This is a genomic window from Flavobacterium plurextorum, assembly GCF_002217395.1.
In the GTDB taxonomy this organism is placed as follows: Bacteria; Bacteroidota; Bacteroidia; order Flavobacteriales; family Flavobacteriaceae; genus Flavobacterium; species Flavobacterium plurextorum.
The window spans coordinates 72,160-86,549 of record NZ_MUHD01000002.1; the positions used below are offsets into that span (position 1 = coordinate 72,160).

Below are 14,390 nucleotides of genomic sequence, written 5' to 3' on the forward strand. Positions count from 1 at the left end.
CTTCCGTCAGGTTATTGCTTGACGGATTTTTTTTTACTCCTGACAAAAGAAGCCTATTTCAACAGGAAAAAACACAGTATAAAGCGCAATTTGCTTCACAAAAAACACCTAAATAGAACCGAAACAAGCGCTGTTTGAATAAAAAAGTGTAATTTTGCACTCCAATTTATAAAAGTATGAGAACCAAGTCTTTAAAAAAGAACAAAATTAACGTAATCACTCTTGGGTGTTCAAAAAATGTATATGATAGTGAAGTGCTTATGGGACAACTTCGTGCAAACGGTAAAGAAGTTACTCATGAAGCCACTAAGGATGAAGGAAACATTATTGTAATTAACACTTGCGGGTTTATTGATAATGCAAAAGCAGAATCAGTTAATATGATTTTGGAATATGCTGACAAAAAAGACAAAGGGTTAGTTGATAAAGTTTTTGTAACTGGATGTTTATCGGAACGTTACAGACCAGATTTAGAAAAAGAAATCCCGAATGTAGATCAATATTTTGGCACAACTGAATTACCTCAGCTGTTAAAAGCTTTAGGAGCCGATTATAAACATGAATTATTAGGCGAAAGATTAACAACAACTCCTAAAAATTATGCATATTTAAAAATTGCCGAAGGCTGCGACAGACCTTGCAGTTTTTGTGCTATTCCGTTGATGCGTGGATCACATATTTCACAACCAATTGAAAAATTAGTTAAAGAAGCACAAGGTTTAGCAAAAAATGGCGTTAAAGAATTAATACTAATCGCTCAAGACTTAACATATTACGGCTTAGACCTTTATAAAAAGAGAAATCTTGCCGAATTATTAGAAGAATTGGCTAAAGTTGAAGGCATTGAATGGATTCGTTTGCATTATGCTTATCCTACTGGTTTCCCGATGGATGTTTTGGAATTAATGAAACGCGAACCTAAAATTTGTAATTATATTGATATTCCATTACAGCATATTTCAGATTCTATTTTAAAATCAATGCGTCGTGGTACAACACAAGCTAAAACAACTCAATTATTAAAAGATTTCAGAGCTGCTGTTCCAGGAATGGCAATTAGAACAACTTTAATCGTTGGATATCCAGGTGAAACTCAGGAAGATTTTGAAATTTTGAAAGATTTTGTTCAGGAAATGAAATTTGACAGAATGGGATGTTTTGCTTATTCTCATGAAGAAAACACGCATGCATATTTATTAGAAGATGATGTTCCAGACGACGTGAAACAAGCAAGAGCTAATGAAATTATGGAATTACAGTCTCAAATTTCATGGGATTTAAATCAAGAAAAAGTAGGACAAGTTTATAAATGTATTATCGACAGAAAAGAAGGTGCACATTTTGTAGGAAGAACGGAATTTGACAGCCCTGATGTTGACAATGAAGTTTTAATAGATGCATCTAAACATTATGTAAAAACAGGAGAATTTGTTAATATACGCATAATTGAAGCTACAGAATTTGATTTATACGGAGAACCTGCTTAAATTTACCTAAATAATTATCAATTTTAGATAAAACCTTTTTATATGAAACCTACACAATCTTTATTTCTTTTGGTTTTCACCATATTCTGTTTCAATTCTGTTTCAGCTCAATACGGAAACGGATATAATAATGGCTATGGAAATGGTTACGGAAACGGTTATGGAAATGGCTACGGACGAGGCGGCGGAATGGGAATGGACAGAAGTATGATGCAAGGACCACAAAGCACCCCAAGCAAACCTAAAGAAGTTCCTGTAGAAGAAACTGCTTCACTAATTGTTGAGCAAATGAAACCAGCTGTTAACTTAGATGAATTGCAAGTAATTGCAATAACAAATGTTTTAGCAGACAGTATGAGAGAGCAAGGTATTCTTTTAAAAAATGAAAGCAGCAGTCAAGATGTAAAGATTGAACAAATAAAAGCTTTAAGAGACAGTACAAATAAAAAAATAGCTGCTTTTTTAAATCCTGATCAAGTTACAAAGTACACTACTTTCATGGAAAACTTTAAAGAGATCAAAAAACCTTCTAAATCAAAAAAGAAAAAAGATTCAAAAGATAACAAAGAAAAAGAAGAAGATAAACCTGTAGAAAAAGCGCAAGAATAATTGCTCATCCTTCATCATAAAATGCAACTAACCATGGCAAAAAAACATTTTTGTTATCTATTTTTAGCAATTATAATTACTTCTTGCTCAACAAACCCATACAAGAATACCGAAAAAGTTTATGATCAACAGCTTAAAACACTGGAGAATCAAATTACAAGCAAGGAACCACAATCTATTCCGCCAATAACACCCGTAATCATTGATACTTCGTATGCTGCTCAACTAGGCATCATTAAAGATACTTTATCAAAAACCGGATCTACTGCTTTACAAAATGGAATAAATACAGAATGGGTTGGTACGGTAAACTTCAATTTAAGAAAACCCAGCTTTATTATTATTCATCACACTGCTCAAGATTCACTTCAGCAAACGATAAATACGTTTACAAAAGTTAAAACACAAGTAAGCGCACACTATATTATTTCTGAAAACGGAAAAGTAGTTCAAATGCTAAACGATTATTTAAGAGCTTGGCACGCAGGAAATGCTACTTGGGGGAAAAATACTGATTTGAATTCGACTTCAATTGGGATCGAACTTGACAACAATGGATTCAAACCGTTTACGGAAGCTCAAATTAGCAGTTTAGTTGCTCTTTTAACAAAGCTTAAAAAAGATTACAATATTCCAACTCAAAACATATTAGGACATGCAGATATTGCTCCTGGCAGAAAACAAGACCCAAGTGCATTGTTTCCTTGGAAAACTTTAGCTGAAAAAGGTTTTGGAATTTGGCCGGATGCTGTATTAGAAGAAGCCCCTTTTGACTTTAAAATAGAGCCTGCACTAAGAATAATAGGATATAACACTAAAAATCTTTCGGCGGCTATTATGGCATTTAAACTGCATTACATCCAAACTGATGTGACTGCCACTTTAGACCGAAAAACAATAGACACTATTTATTCGATTTATAAAAAACAAGTTCAATAAATAGTATTCACAAAATACAAAAGCGCATTTCTACAATTTTAGAAATGCGCTTTTTTTTATTTCTTTTATTCGTCATTATTCGCCAGCATTAAAAACAATTAGCAAAACCTAAAAAATGAGTTTAAGTACAGATTAGAAGTCCTCATACTATGTACTTTCTTGATTACCTATAATTAACGTACTACGATAAAACATCAAATAAAGCATGTACAACTTTTTCAATTCTTTGATCTGCAGTAAAAGGGAAAGACATCCAAATAAAAAAGCTGCCAAAACATTAATATGTTTCGACAGCTCCAAAAAAAAAAAAAAAATATCAATCTTTATCTCTAGAAAGAGTATGTTGTTGCAAGGAGAGCGTAGAATGATCCGCCAGTTGGAGCAGCATCTTTATCTAAAAAGATATCCTCTGACGCAGCATCGTATCTTATCTCTGGAATAATAGTTAGTTTTCCAACTTTATAATTTAAAGAAGCTGTATTAGCAAAAACATTTGATCCTGTAAGAGTTCCCAAACTTGGAGCAGCACTTTTCGCATCAAAATATTCCATTCTATAAGCTAAAAGTAATGATGGAGAAAATGCATAGTTTGCATAACCTACTAAAGAAAACCACTCACCATCATCTACACTTGAAATATCATTTGTAGTTTTAGCGTAAGTTGCATTAAACCCAAGTCCAAAGCTGTCACTTATTGTTTTTGACGCAACAAAATCAAATTGTGTTTTATTCTCTAAAGAAGATGGATTACTGCTTCCTGAAGTAAAATTCAAATAAGCACTTCCAGTTTCACCAATATAACCCAATTGGCCTATATAAGTTTTTTGAGTAGAACCTGCATCCATTGCCGATTTAAAATCAGTAGGATTTGTTATACCAAACATCGCTGTAAACTTTCCTGAAGTATATTGTGCTTTTACACCAGTATTAAAAAATGGACCATAAGAAAAAGCATAAGACATACTGTAGTTTTTATTATCGACAGCATCTAAAACTTCGTATCCAATATGAGTTCCAAAACTACCTGCTACCACTTTAAATTTATCTGTGATTTGGTAAGTAAAAAACAATTGTTTTATCAAAAATTTTGCTGTTATATCTTTATCAGTTGTTTCATTATAGGAGAACTCTCCTGCTCTTTTTCCAAATCCTAAGTCTACAAAAACAGAAGCTTTTCCAAATGTATGCCCCGCCTCTATCGACGCCATTCCTAATTCAAACGAATCCTGTGAGTTGGTAAAGCTCGTTAATCCGTTCATTTGTTTCGAAAAATCATATTTATAGTAAGCATCTGCAGACCCTCCCCAAGTTGTTGCCGGTGAAGTTTTCGTTTCATCATCTTGGGCAAAAGCAAAAGAACTCGTTAACGTCGCGGCTAAAATGTAAAATACTTTTTTCATGTGTTAATTGGTTTTTAGTTATTAATTGATTTTGGTTAGTTAATCTTTTATATATCTATTTAATAGTATAAGTCATTTTTAAAACCCTGAATCTGCCTCTAAAACCTCCTCATTTTCATTAGCGAATTTATTAACTTTTGTATGAGTAGAATAATTGAAAACTACTTTTTTGGCTTTTTAAACGAAGAATTACGGATTACAAAAATTAAAACATCAATAATCATTATTTGACATTTATAAGGTTTCGTTTTTAAAAATTCAATAACCACATTTCACAAATTATAACGTAAAAACAATAGTAAAAACCAAAAACATCAAAAATTAAACACCAAAAACAACAATTTTAAACATCAAAAAGCAATTATACCCATTAAAAAATAGGGGTACTAAAAAAATAACTAAAAACAAGAATAAAAAGTCATTTTTATAAAACAACACAATAGGTAAAAAACAAATCGTAAAAATTCCTACAAAATCAAAAGACTTTAATACTTAAAAAAACACTTTTTAAAAGACCAAATCTCCTTTGAAAACAAAAAACCTGTCCAAGATTTGAACAGGTTTTCACATCGCAAAAAACAACTTTATTCTTAGCTATTATACTTATTTAAATTTCACTCCATTTTATTCTATACTCTTTGTCTCTGCAAAAAACAGAAACAGTATTAAAACGAAAAGTCTTCAAAACTTAAACAGCAACAACGGAAATGCAATTAAATAAAGTAGATCATATTATACCAATAACCAAAAACGCACTGCTATTGCAGTGCGTTTTACTTTTATCTAAATTAAATATTTTTCTATGCTAGTATTTTTTCAATGGCATTCAATTCATCAGATGTAAATTCTAATTTTTGCAAACAATCTATATTATTATTTAATTGTTTTACTGAACTCGCACCAATCAAAACAGACGTAATTCGTTTGTCTTTTTGCAGCCAAGCCAATGCCATCTGTGCCAAAGATTGATTTCTATTTTTAGCAATTTCATTTAATTGAATCAGTTTTTGAATACGTTCCTGTGTAACCTCATCTTCCTTCAAATGTCCGTTTGGATTGTGGGCTCTAGAATTTTCAGGGATTCCGTTTAAATATTTGTCCGTTAAAAGTCCTTGTGCCAAAGGCGAAAATGCAATACAGCCTACTCCTTTCTCTTCTAAAACATCCAACAATCCATTTTCAACCCAGCGTTCTAACATGGAGTATTTTGCTTGATGAATTAAACATGGTGTGCCTAATTGCTTTAAAACATCGACCGCTGCACGAGTTTGCTCTGCCGAATAATTACTAATTCCAACATAAAGTGCTTTCCCGCTTCTTACAGCATAATCAAGCGCCATCATTGTTTCTTCAATTGGTGTTTCAGGATCTGGACGATGAGAATAAAAAATATCTACATAATCAACTTTCATCCTTTTCAAACTTTGATCTAAACTTGACAACAAATATTTTCTAGATCCCCAATCACCATAAGGACCATCCCACATTGTATAACCTGCTTTTGTCGAAATGATAATCTCATCACGCAAATTCCCTTGAAAGTTATGCCACAAAATTTTACCAAAATTTGTTTCAGCAGAACCCGGAACTGGTCCGTAATTATTAGCCAAATCATAGTGTGTAATTCCTTTATCGAAAGCTTCTACGGCGATGCTTTCAGCATTTTCAAAATTATCTACCGACCCAAAGTTATGCCATAATCCTAAGGAAATTTCAGGCAGCAATAAACCGCTTTTTCCACATCTGTTGTATTTCATTATTCAAAATTGAAATTAAAAATTCTATCAAATAAACTTAAAAAACTTTTAAACCCTTTTAAGTTTAACCATCGAAAGATACTTATTTTTTTATTTCGACTCAAAAAACAAACGCGACAGATTTACAAAAATCTGTCGCGTTTGTTTTATCCTTAAGAATTAAGATTTTCTTAATGCATATCGTGTATTCTCTTTAATTTGAAAGAAAAATAAATATAAAAAATTCCAAGAGCAATAAAAGCAAAAGCTGTCCAATACACTAAAGAAAGCCCGGCAAAAACAGGATTCCATAATAATACAAACGAAAATATAGTTCCGAGTATTCCTAGAATCAAAAGATTTCCCCAATCAGAAACGGCATAACTCTTTAAATTAAAAGCAATAACTATAGCCATTATAGAACGAAATAAAATTACAAAACCCACATAAAGCGGCAGCAAAGTAATTGAGATCAGCGGATTAATAACCAACAATATTCCCACTACTAAACCTATAATCCCTGATGCTAATGTCCATCCCCAATTATCGATTTTCTTTCTGTTTGAAAGAGCAAAAATGATTTCAAAAATTCCGCTTCCCAAAAACGAAACACTAAAAAGAAATGCAAGAGTTAAATAAGCTGCCAACGGTGTCATAAATGACCAAATTCCGATTCCAACAAACAGTAATCCTACCAATAAAGGAATATACCAGTAATCAATAGCTTTTTTTACTTTTTTAAATAAAGAATTTTCCATAAGTATACTTTTAAAATCGTGCCTACTCTATAAAGTTTTCAGCTTACCTTTAAAAATCAACGCTATAAAACTGCTTTTCAGACTTTCTTACATCGTTGTTTCTCAAAGATATAAATAAAAAACTGACAAATAAGTATTATTCACTGCCAGTTTCAACTTCATCTTAGCTTTCAAAAAACAAACAACGAATTCATTCTAATTCCTTAAATCTGCAAAAAACCTTTAAATTTCTTCTACTCTGTAATAAAACAAGAAGCTGGCAGATTTGCTGCATTAAACAGGTCAGATTGTATTGTATTTCCCCAAGCAAATCTCACTTTCACAGGACTCTTCACTTTTTTGCATACCAAAATAACTTGATTGTTTTTAATTGATGCTTTGGCAAAATAGAAAACTCCATCAGCACCAGCGACTTCAAATTGTTTCGAATTTTCATTCTTGAAATACAACCCTTCAGCATAGTCAAAAAAAACTTCTATTGTATTTTTCTCCATTTTAATTTCTTTAAAAAGCGGCCCGTTAACTAAATCCGAATTGATTTTATACGTTTCAGCCAAGGCTAAATTTGCTAAACGGATTCCAACTTCCTTTTTATTTTTTGGATGAATATCAATTACATCTGAAATGTCAGAAGTCAGAACCATTCCCGTTTTCGAAACTTCTTTTAGAATTTTTCTTTGAGAATTTCTAATTATAACATTAGAAAAGTTATTTGCTCCTGATTTAAAAGGAGCGATTTGTACAAAGTAAAAAAGAAATTCGTTATTCCATTTCTTTCTCCAAGAATCGATCAAAGCTGATAATGTCTTATCATAAACCAAAGAACCAACATTTGATTCTCCTTGATACCAAAGTGTTCCCGCAATTTTAAATCCTGTAAAAGGATGAATCATTGCATTGTAAGCGCGTCCAGGCAAATGTGGATCGTATTCTTGCTGATTTAATTTCTTAGCGTTTTCCAATAAAATTGGATCATTCTGCACGACTTCTTCCGGCATCCAGATCTCGGCAGGAGTTCCTCCCCAATTTGAAGAAATCAATCCGATTGGAATATTTTTTAAATCTTCCTGCAAGCGTTTGGCAAAGAAATAACCGATAGCACTAAAATTTCTCATGGTTTCTGGAGTCGATTCAACCCAATTTCCAGATAAATTATGCTGCGGAGTTGCGGCTGTTGATTTTGGAACAGTATAAAAACGGATATTTTTATTTGCGGCATTCTGTGCTTCTTCCTCGCCGTCATCGATTCCCCAATTTACAGACATTTCCATATTTGATTGTCCTGAACAAAGCCAGACTTCACCAATCAAAATATTTTTTAAAACAACTTCACTATAACCTTTTATTGAAATTGTAAAAGGTCCGCCAGCTTCGGGTGTTTTAATATAAAGTTCCCATTTAGCCTGATTATCAGCAACAGTTTTATACTCTTGATTATTCCAACTCGAAACCAATTTGATTTCTTCTTTCGGATTTGCCCAGCCCCAAATTTTTATTTCTGAACTGCGCTGTAAAACCATATTATCACCAAAAATATTTGGTAGTGTAACGTTTGCCATCATAATATTGGGAATCAACTAAAATGAAACAAACTTATAAAACTAAATTGATTTACATATTTTATCATTCTTAAAAGTATTCTTTTGATTTACAAAATTTAGAGGTTATCTTTATCGATTAACTTTTTCTTAGTCACAAAAAATGAAATCGCACCTTTTTACAGCTTTATTATCTATTCTTTTATTTTCTTCTTTTACTTTTAAAAAAAACGAGCCCAAAAGTGTTGTTTCTAATCCAAAAATACAAACAGAAATTAACCGAGATTCAATCATTGAATACGCTAAGAAAAACTTAGGCATACCATACAAATATGCCAGCAATGATCCTAAAAAAGGATTTGACTGTTCTGGTTTTGTCGGTTATATTTTTAAAAATTTCGGTATGACTTTACCAAGAAGCTCCAGCGGTTACAAAAATTTAGGAACTTCTTTAAAACCTGAAGAATTTAAAGTTGGTGATGTTTTAGTTTTTTATGGATACAAGAACAAAAATATAGTTGGCCACGTTGGAATAATATGTGAAGCAAACGGAATGCAGTCTAAATTTATTCACGCTTCATCTGGAAAAGCGCAAAAAGTTACCATTACAGCTTTGGATACAGAACATTATACAAAACGCTTTTATAAGTGTATTGATATCTTGAGTAAATAATTTTTACTGCGAATTGCGCTGATTTACAGGCCACAATTTAGTTTTAAATCATCTGATTCGCAGCTTGAACTTTTATATTTATTCTTATTCTTCGGTCAATAGTTTTATCAAACTTTCATCTCTTTGATAAATATCTTTATAAAAATTCATATTACCATCACGATCAACCCAAGCTGTAAAATATCCGATGTAAACAGGTATTTTATTTTTTAGTGTGTACCAGCTTTCTTTGCCAGCGTGCATGGCTTTGTCTATTCTTGCAGGAGTCCATGAAGGATCTTGCTTTAATAATTCAATTGCCAGTTCACGAGGTTTTGCAACACGCACGCATCCATGGCTGAACGCTCTGCTTTCTCTTTCAAATAAACTTTTTGAAGGTGTATCATGCAGATAAATATTACTGGAATTCGGAAATAAAAACTTCACTAAACCTAATGAATTGTTTTTCCCAGGAAGCTGACGAACAGCACCATTATTCCATTCTAAATTTTTCTCTTTTAAATAATTTTTATTTTTGGCCATTCCCGGTTTTATCTCTTTATTGATAATACTTGTTGGAACGTTCCAATAAGGACTAAAAACAATATTGTTCATCATTCCGCTAAAAATAACCGTTTTTGTCATTGCTTTTCCTACTACAACAGCCGATGTAAAAGCAATTTTACCATCCCGAATTAAATACAATTTAAACTCTGGAATGTTCACCTCTAGATATTCTTTGCCTTTTTCTAATTCTGGATCAATCCAGCGGCAGCGTTCCATGTTGGCAATTATCGTTTTAATTCTATCTGATACAGGAACATTCATTTCATCAATATGTTCTCGTAAGATTATATTTTTGGGAGATAAGCCATGATGCAATTCGTAATTTTTAATCGATTTTATTAAAACAGAATCGCATATTGCACTTTTCGTATCCTCTTTAAGATCTTTTGTAATATAAAGTCTTTCTCTAATTTGAGCTATTACTTCAGACGAATCTCCTAATTTAAGATTTTTATAATTTTCATCTATTTCAATAGTTTTCCAGCCTCCTTTTTTTTCAATTTCTCTATATTCACGAAGAACATCACGCAGTTTATAATACTGACTGAACATTTTACTTTTTCGATCGTCGTTTATGGCAGATTTTTGAAAAATAGAATCCGAGAAAACCTGATAATTCATTTTTTTTCGAGGAAGAAGCCACTCTAAAGATCTAGTTGTTTTTTCATCAAAACCACGATATACTTTTTCTCCGTAATAAAAATACAAATTGGTTATCATCAAGTCAGTATTCACCTGCGACAACTTGTTATCGGCATTGCCTTCAAAAATAAAATTGAGTTCTTTGTATGGAAAATTAGCTTTTAAACCTTCATTATCTAATCCTTTGTATTTGTTATACAACGTGTTTCCAAACTCTACCACACCTTTATTATCAAGCCATAATTGTCTCGATTCCTTATTTTTATATAAAGAAAGAACTTCTTCTTGAAAATTCTTTAATTTCGGATAGGTTTCGTAAAAATCAGCAATTGCAGTGCTGTCGATAGTAAGTTTAAGTTCAGGAACAACCACCTTTGCTGTTTTTGTTTGATTTTCTTCTTTTTTATCCGCTTTAGAATTACAAGAAACAACAACTGCAAGAAGCATAACTGCAATAAAAGAATACCAAATTTTCATACTATTTTTTGTATAAAAATAGAAAAGTTTTACTGAAAACAAACCAATTGCAAAAAAATAAATTTCATTCTTTTTAATGCTGCTTTTATAAAAAAAGTAACAGAATTGAAAACAAAAAAAAACTCCAAATACTTAATGTATTTGGAGTATCCACTTTATATAACTAACCTCTAAAAATAAACTTATTTAAATAACAGTTCCTTTTAATGTAAGCACTTTTGGAGCTGTTTCAGCACTTGTTGTTACTGTAACTGTTTTTGTAAATCCTCCTTTGTTTGCAGCATTGTAAGTTGCAGTAACTTTTGCAGATTTACCAGGTAAAATTGGCTCTTTTGTATAATCTGTTGCAGTACAACCGCATGAACCTTTTACATCTGTGATTACTACAGCTGTTTTTCCTGTATTTTTAAATTCGTAAACAATCGCTTTTGGAGTACCTTGAGGTATCTGTCCAACATCTATTGTTTCTGCTTTCCAAACAATTGTTGAAGCTGCTTCAATTACTGTTGTTTCAGAAACTAATGATTGTACTGGTGCAATAGCTGAAAAAGACATTAAGCCTAAAGCCAAAGCAAGCATAGAAATTTTAATGATTCTCATAGTCAAATATTTTAAATGGTTTATAGTTCTAATTTTATATTTCAAAAGTAATCCAGACAAAAACAAATCGCTGTTAACCAGTTTCAAATCTTTGTTAACGACTTGTTAATAGCTGTTTTTAACTGTAATTTTGATTAATATTACACTTTTTTAAAGTCTCTTTTCTTGAAAATAAACAAACTAAATAGCATTATAATATTAGGATTGGTTGCCATAATCAGCATTTTGGTCGCGCAATTGCTTTGGACGAAAGAAGCTTTTACTATTGAACAAAAGAAACTCAACCAAAAAGCACATATTGCCTTGCTGGAAGTGGCAAAAAAACTATACGAAGGCACAAATCATGAAATGCCAACCCAGATCTCGGTTCAAAAAATTGCAAATGATTATTATATCGTAAATGTTGAGAATGATTTTGAACCTGATATTTTAGAATTCTACCTAAAATCTGAATTCAAAAAAATGAATATTACGACTGATTTTGAATACGCGATGTACAATTGTCAAAGCGACGAAATGGTTTATGGAAATTATATTTCACTATCACAAAAAGGTAAAGAGAAAAAAACGGTTCATTTTCCTAAACACAAAAATTTAGTTTACTATTTTGCTGTTCGTTTTCCCAATGAAACCAGCTATTTATTTAGCTCAATGCGATTTTGGTTCGTTCTTTCGATTGCCTTAATTTTGGTTTTACTAATTTACGTTTATTCTATTTTTACACTCTTACAGCAAAAAAAATATTCTGAGCTCCAGCGGGATTTCATTAATAATATGACTCATGAGTTTAAAACGCCTTTATCTTCCATTTTAATTGCCTCAAAATATCTGAGCGATCAAAATCCGATTAAGGAAAATAAAAAACTTCATACTTATACGGAGATCATTATCAACCAAAGCAATAAGTTGAATCACCATATCGAAAAGATTTTAAATATTGCTAAATCTGATTACAGACCTTTAGAATTAAAAAAGGAAACTGTCCTGATTGTTCCGATTATTGAAGAAGCAATTGAAAACATTCAGCTGAAATATCCTGAAGCGGTCATCAAAATCGAAACGCTTTCAAAGGAATACTTATTAGAAACAGATGTTTTTCATTTTTCTAATATCATCTATAATCTTTTAGATAACGCGGTAAAATACTGCAATAAAAAACCAGAAATCACAGTTAGAATATCAGACGAAAAATCAATTTTACGAATTGAAGTGATTGACAACGGAATTGGAATTTCTTCTAAAAAAATATCCTTTATATTTGATAAGTTTTATCGGGTTCAAAATGAAAAAAGCAATGAGGTTAATGGTTTTGGACTTGGTTTATATTATGTAAAAGAAATTTGCGGATTGCAAAACTGGAAAATAAAAGCCGAAAACAATACAACAAACGGAGTTACTATAACTTTATCTATTCCTTATAAAAAATGAAACATTATAAAATACTTTATACCGAAGATGATGAAACATTAGCCTTTTTGACCAAGGATAATCTCGAACAAAACAATTACGAGGTTGTTCATTGTATTGATGGCAAGTCTGGCTTGGAAACTTTTAAGAAAGAGAGTTTTGACATTTGTATTTTTGATATTATGATGCCAAAAATGGATGGTTTTGAACTGGCTTCAGAAATAAGAAAAATAGATTTAGATGTGCCTATTATTTTTTTATCGGCAAAAACTTTAAAAGAAGATCGTATAAAAGGACTTCGTTTAGGAGCTGATGATTATTTGGTAAAGCCTTTTAGTATTGAAGAATTAATGCTTAAAATTGAAATTTTTCTAAAACGCTCTCAGCGAAATATCACGGTCGAGAAATCGATCTACGAAATTGGAAAATACCAATTCGATACTAAAAATTTCATTCTCTTTAATGATGGTGAAAAAATTGGACTTACACAGCGTGAAGCCGAATTATTAAAACTTTTTCTCGACAATAAAAACTCCGTATTAAAAAGAGAACAAATCCTAACCTCGCTTTGGGGAACTGATGATTATTTTATGGGACGCAGTCTTGATGTTTTTATTTCGCGGCTTCGTAAAATTCTATCAAATGAAAAAGGTATTTCGATCGAAAATCTTCACGGAATTGGTTTCAGATTTTCTATTGAATAAATTCCCGAAAATTCTGAATTTAAACGCTAACAATTTTATTAAAAACAAAGAGAAATCTATAAATTAAATTTGAAAAATCTTTGTATTTTTAATATCTAATTTTCCAGATATGAAAATACATCATTTGCGAAATGCGACTTTAGTTATTGAAACAGAGAAGCATGTAATTTTGGTTGATCCAATGTTAGGAAAAAGAAAAACGATTCCTCCATTTACAATCTTTCGATACAAACCAAAAAGAAATCCCTTAGTTTCTCTGCCTAAAAACAGCCGAGAAATTTTGAGCAGAGTAACTCATTGTTTAATTACTCATTTACATCCTGATCATATAGACAAAGCTGGTGAAGTCTTTTTAAGACGAAAAGGAATATCTGTTATTTGCAGCACAAAAGATGAAAAAGAGTTAACGAAAAGAGGACTTAACATTGTTCAAACTTTAAATTACTGGGAACCTCAATCTTTTTTAGATGGAAAGATTATTGGCATTCCGGCGCTTCATGGTTATGGTTTTGTTGCAAAATTAATGCGCAGCGTAATGGGATTTTACATCGAACTCGAAAATGAGAAATCTGTTTACATAAGCGCTGACACCATTTTTACCAATGATGTACAAAAAGCTCTCATAGAACTAAAACCTGATATTGCAACTGTTGCCTGCGGAACTGCCCGATTAGATTTTGGACAGCCTTTATTAATGCGAATGAATGATATTTTGAAATTTACAACACTTGCTCCTGGAAATGTTTTTGCAAATCATCTTGAAGCTTTAAATCATTGTCCAACAACTCGTGAAGAACTGAAAACAGCTCTTGCTGAAAACAACCTTCTCTCTAAAACTGCAATTCCAAGCGACGGAACTTTTGTCGAATATTGA

Annotated in this window: 13 protein-coding genes; 7 read left to right on the plus strand and 6 right to left on the minus strand. The window is 31.7% G+C overall.

Translation table 11 applies throughout. From position 1 onward, the window contains the following. Positions 1 to 176 precede the first annotated feature (176 nt). From rimO to B0A81_RS00715, 3 genes are read left to right on the plus strand one after another with little or no spacing between them, the layout of a single operon-like run. Positions 177 to 1,487, plus strand: coding sequence for a 30S ribosomal protein S12 methylthiotransferase RimO (rimO, locus tag B0A81_RS00705; protein WP_089056222.1), 1,311 nt, complete (start codon positions 177 to 179; stop codon positions 1,485 to 1,487). A gap of 42 nt (positions 1,488 to 1,529) precedes the next feature. Then, positions 1,530 to 2,096 carry a hypothetical protein gene (locus B0A81_RS00710; protein ID WP_089056223.1) on the plus strand — a complete coding sequence of 189 codons (567 nt, stop codon included), beginning with the start codon at positions 1,530 to 1,532 and terminating at the stop codon, positions 2,094 to 2,096. Positions 2,097 to 2,129: 33 nt separating this feature from the next. Continuing rightward, on the plus strand, positions 2,130 to 3,035 hold the full coding sequence (locus B0A81_RS00715) for an N-acetylmuramoyl-L-alanine amidase (RefSeq protein WP_089056224.1): 906 nt from the start codon (positions 2,130 to 2,132) through the stop codon (positions 3,033 to 3,035). A gap of 329 nt (positions 3,036 to 3,364) precedes the next feature. Here the strand turns inward: B0A81_RS00715 and B0A81_RS00720 are convergent, their stop codons facing one another. From B0A81_RS00720 to B0A81_RS00735, 4 genes are all read right to left on the minus strand, one after another. Then, a complete protein-coding gene (locus B0A81_RS00720; RefSeq protein ID WP_089056225.1) occupies positions 3,365 to 4,435 on the minus strand; it encodes an outer membrane beta-barrel protein in 1,071 nt (356 codons plus the stop codon). Positions 4,436 to 5,235: 800 nt separating this feature from the next. Continuing rightward, entirely contained in the window at positions 5,236 to 6,192 is a 957-nt protein-coding gene (locus B0A81_RS00725) for an aldo/keto reductase (protein ID WP_089056226.1), read from the minus strand. 170 nt (positions 6,193 to 6,362) lie between these two features. Further along, entirely contained in the window at positions 6,363 to 6,929 is a 567-nt protein-coding gene (locus B0A81_RS00730) for an HdeD family acid-resistance protein (RefSeq protein ID WP_089052948.1), read from the minus strand. Between the two features lie 233 nt (positions 6,930 to 7,162). Then, a complete protein-coding gene (locus tag B0A81_RS00735) occupies positions 7,163 to 8,491 on the minus strand; it encodes a sialate O-acetylesterase (protein ID WP_089056227.1) in 1,329 nt (442 codons plus the stop codon). 139 nt (positions 8,492 to 8,630) lie between these two features. On the opposite strand from B0A81_RS00735, the gene B0A81_RS00740 reads away from it, so the two are divergent. Then, positions 8,631 to 9,140, plus strand: a complete 510-nt coding sequence (locus B0A81_RS00740) for a C40 family peptidase (protein ID WP_089056228.1) — start codon at positions 8,631 to 8,633, stop codon at positions 9,138 to 9,140. Between the two features lie 84 nt (positions 9,141 to 9,224). Here B0A81_RS00740 and B0A81_RS00745 read toward each other — a convergent pair whose 3' ends face one another. Continuing rightward, positions 9,225 to 10,805: a L,D-transpeptidase family protein gene (locus B0A81_RS00745; RefSeq protein WP_089056229.1), complete on the minus strand. Its 1,581-nt coding sequence runs from the start codon at positions 10,803 to 10,805 to the stop codon at positions 9,225 to 9,227. 186 nt (positions 10,806 to 10,991) lie between these two features. Next, on the minus strand, positions 10,992 to 11,405 hold the full coding sequence (locus B0A81_RS00750) for a DUF1573 domain-containing protein (RefSeq protein ID WP_089052944.1): 414 nt from the start codon (positions 11,403 to 11,405) through the stop codon (positions 10,992 to 10,994). Between the two features lie 165 nt (positions 11,406 to 11,570). Between B0A81_RS00750 and B0A81_RS00755 the strand changes: the two genes are divergently transcribed. The 3 genes from B0A81_RS00755 to B0A81_RS00765 all read left to right on the plus strand — a co-directional run bounded on the left by B0A81_RS00755 (position 11,571) and on the right by B0A81_RS00765 (position 14,390). Further along, positions 11,571 to 12,833 (plus strand): sensor histidine kinase, encoded by a 1,263-nt coding sequence (locus B0A81_RS00755; protein ID WP_089056230.1) that lies wholly within the window; start codon positions 11,571 to 11,573, stop codon positions 12,831 to 12,833. Continuing rightward, the gene (locus tag B0A81_RS00760; protein WP_089056231.1) at positions 12,830 to 13,516 is read left to right on the plus strand and encodes a response regulator transcription factor; all 687 of its coding nucleotides are present in this window, start codon (positions 12,830 to 12,832) and stop codon (positions 13,514 to 13,516) included. Before B0A81_RS00755 ends, B0A81_RS00760 begins: the two co-directional genes overlap by 4 nt. Positions 13,517 to 13,625: 109 nt before the next feature. Continuing rightward, positions 13,626 to 14,390 (plus strand): MBL fold metallo-hydrolase, encoded by a 765-nt coding sequence (locus B0A81_RS00765; protein WP_089056232.1) that lies wholly within the window; start codon positions 13,626 to 13,628, stop codon positions 14,388 to 14,390.

Excerpts from the sequence above, each read along its gene's own strand:
- B0A81_RS00750 (WP_089052944.1), bottom strand. The coding sequence starts at position 11,405 with ATGAGAATCATTAAAATTTCTATGCTTGCTTTGGCTTTAGGCTTAATG.
- B0A81_RS00735 (WP_089056227.1), bottom strand. The coding sequence starts at position 8,491 with ATGATGGCAAACGTTACACTACCAAATATTTTTGGTGATAATATGGTT.
- B0A81_RS00745 (WP_089056229.1), bottom strand. The coding sequence starts at position 10,805 with ATGAAAATTTGGTATTCTTTTATTGCAGTTATGCTTCTTGCAGTTGTT.
- B0A81_RS00765 (WP_089056232.1), top strand. The coding sequence starts at position 13,626 with ATGAAAATACATCATTTGCGAAATGCGACTTTAGTTATTGAAACAGAG.
- B0A81_RS00720 (WP_089056225.1), bottom strand. The coding sequence starts at position 4,435 with ATGAAAAAAGTATTTTACATTTTAGCCGCGACGTTAACGAGTTCTTTT.
- B0A81_RS00725 (WP_089056226.1), bottom strand. The coding sequence starts at position 6,192 with ATGAAATACAACAGATGTGGAAAAAGCGGTTTATTGCTGCCTGAAATT.
- rimO (WP_089056222.1), top strand. The coding sequence starts at position 177 with ATGAGAACCAAGTCTTTAAAAAAGAACAAAATTAACGTAATCACTCTT.
- B0A81_RS00710 (WP_089056223.1), top strand. The coding sequence starts at position 1,530 with ATGAAACCTACACAATCTTTATTTCTTTTGGTTTTCACCATATTCTGT.
- B0A81_RS00740 (WP_089056228.1), top strand. The coding sequence starts at position 8,631 with ATGAAATCGCACCTTTTTACAGCTTTATTATCTATTCTTTTATTTTCT.
- B0A81_RS00760 (WP_089056231.1), top strand. The coding sequence starts at position 12,830 with ATGAAACATTATAAAATACTTTATACCGAAGATGATGAAACATTAGCC.
- B0A81_RS00730 (WP_089052948.1), bottom strand. The coding sequence starts at position 6,929 with ATGGAAAATTCTTTATTTAAAAAAGTAAAAAAAGCTATTGATTACTGG.
- B0A81_RS00715 (WP_089056224.1), top strand. The coding sequence starts at position 2,130 with ATGGCAAAAAAACATTTTTGTTATCTATTTTTAGCAATTATAATTACT.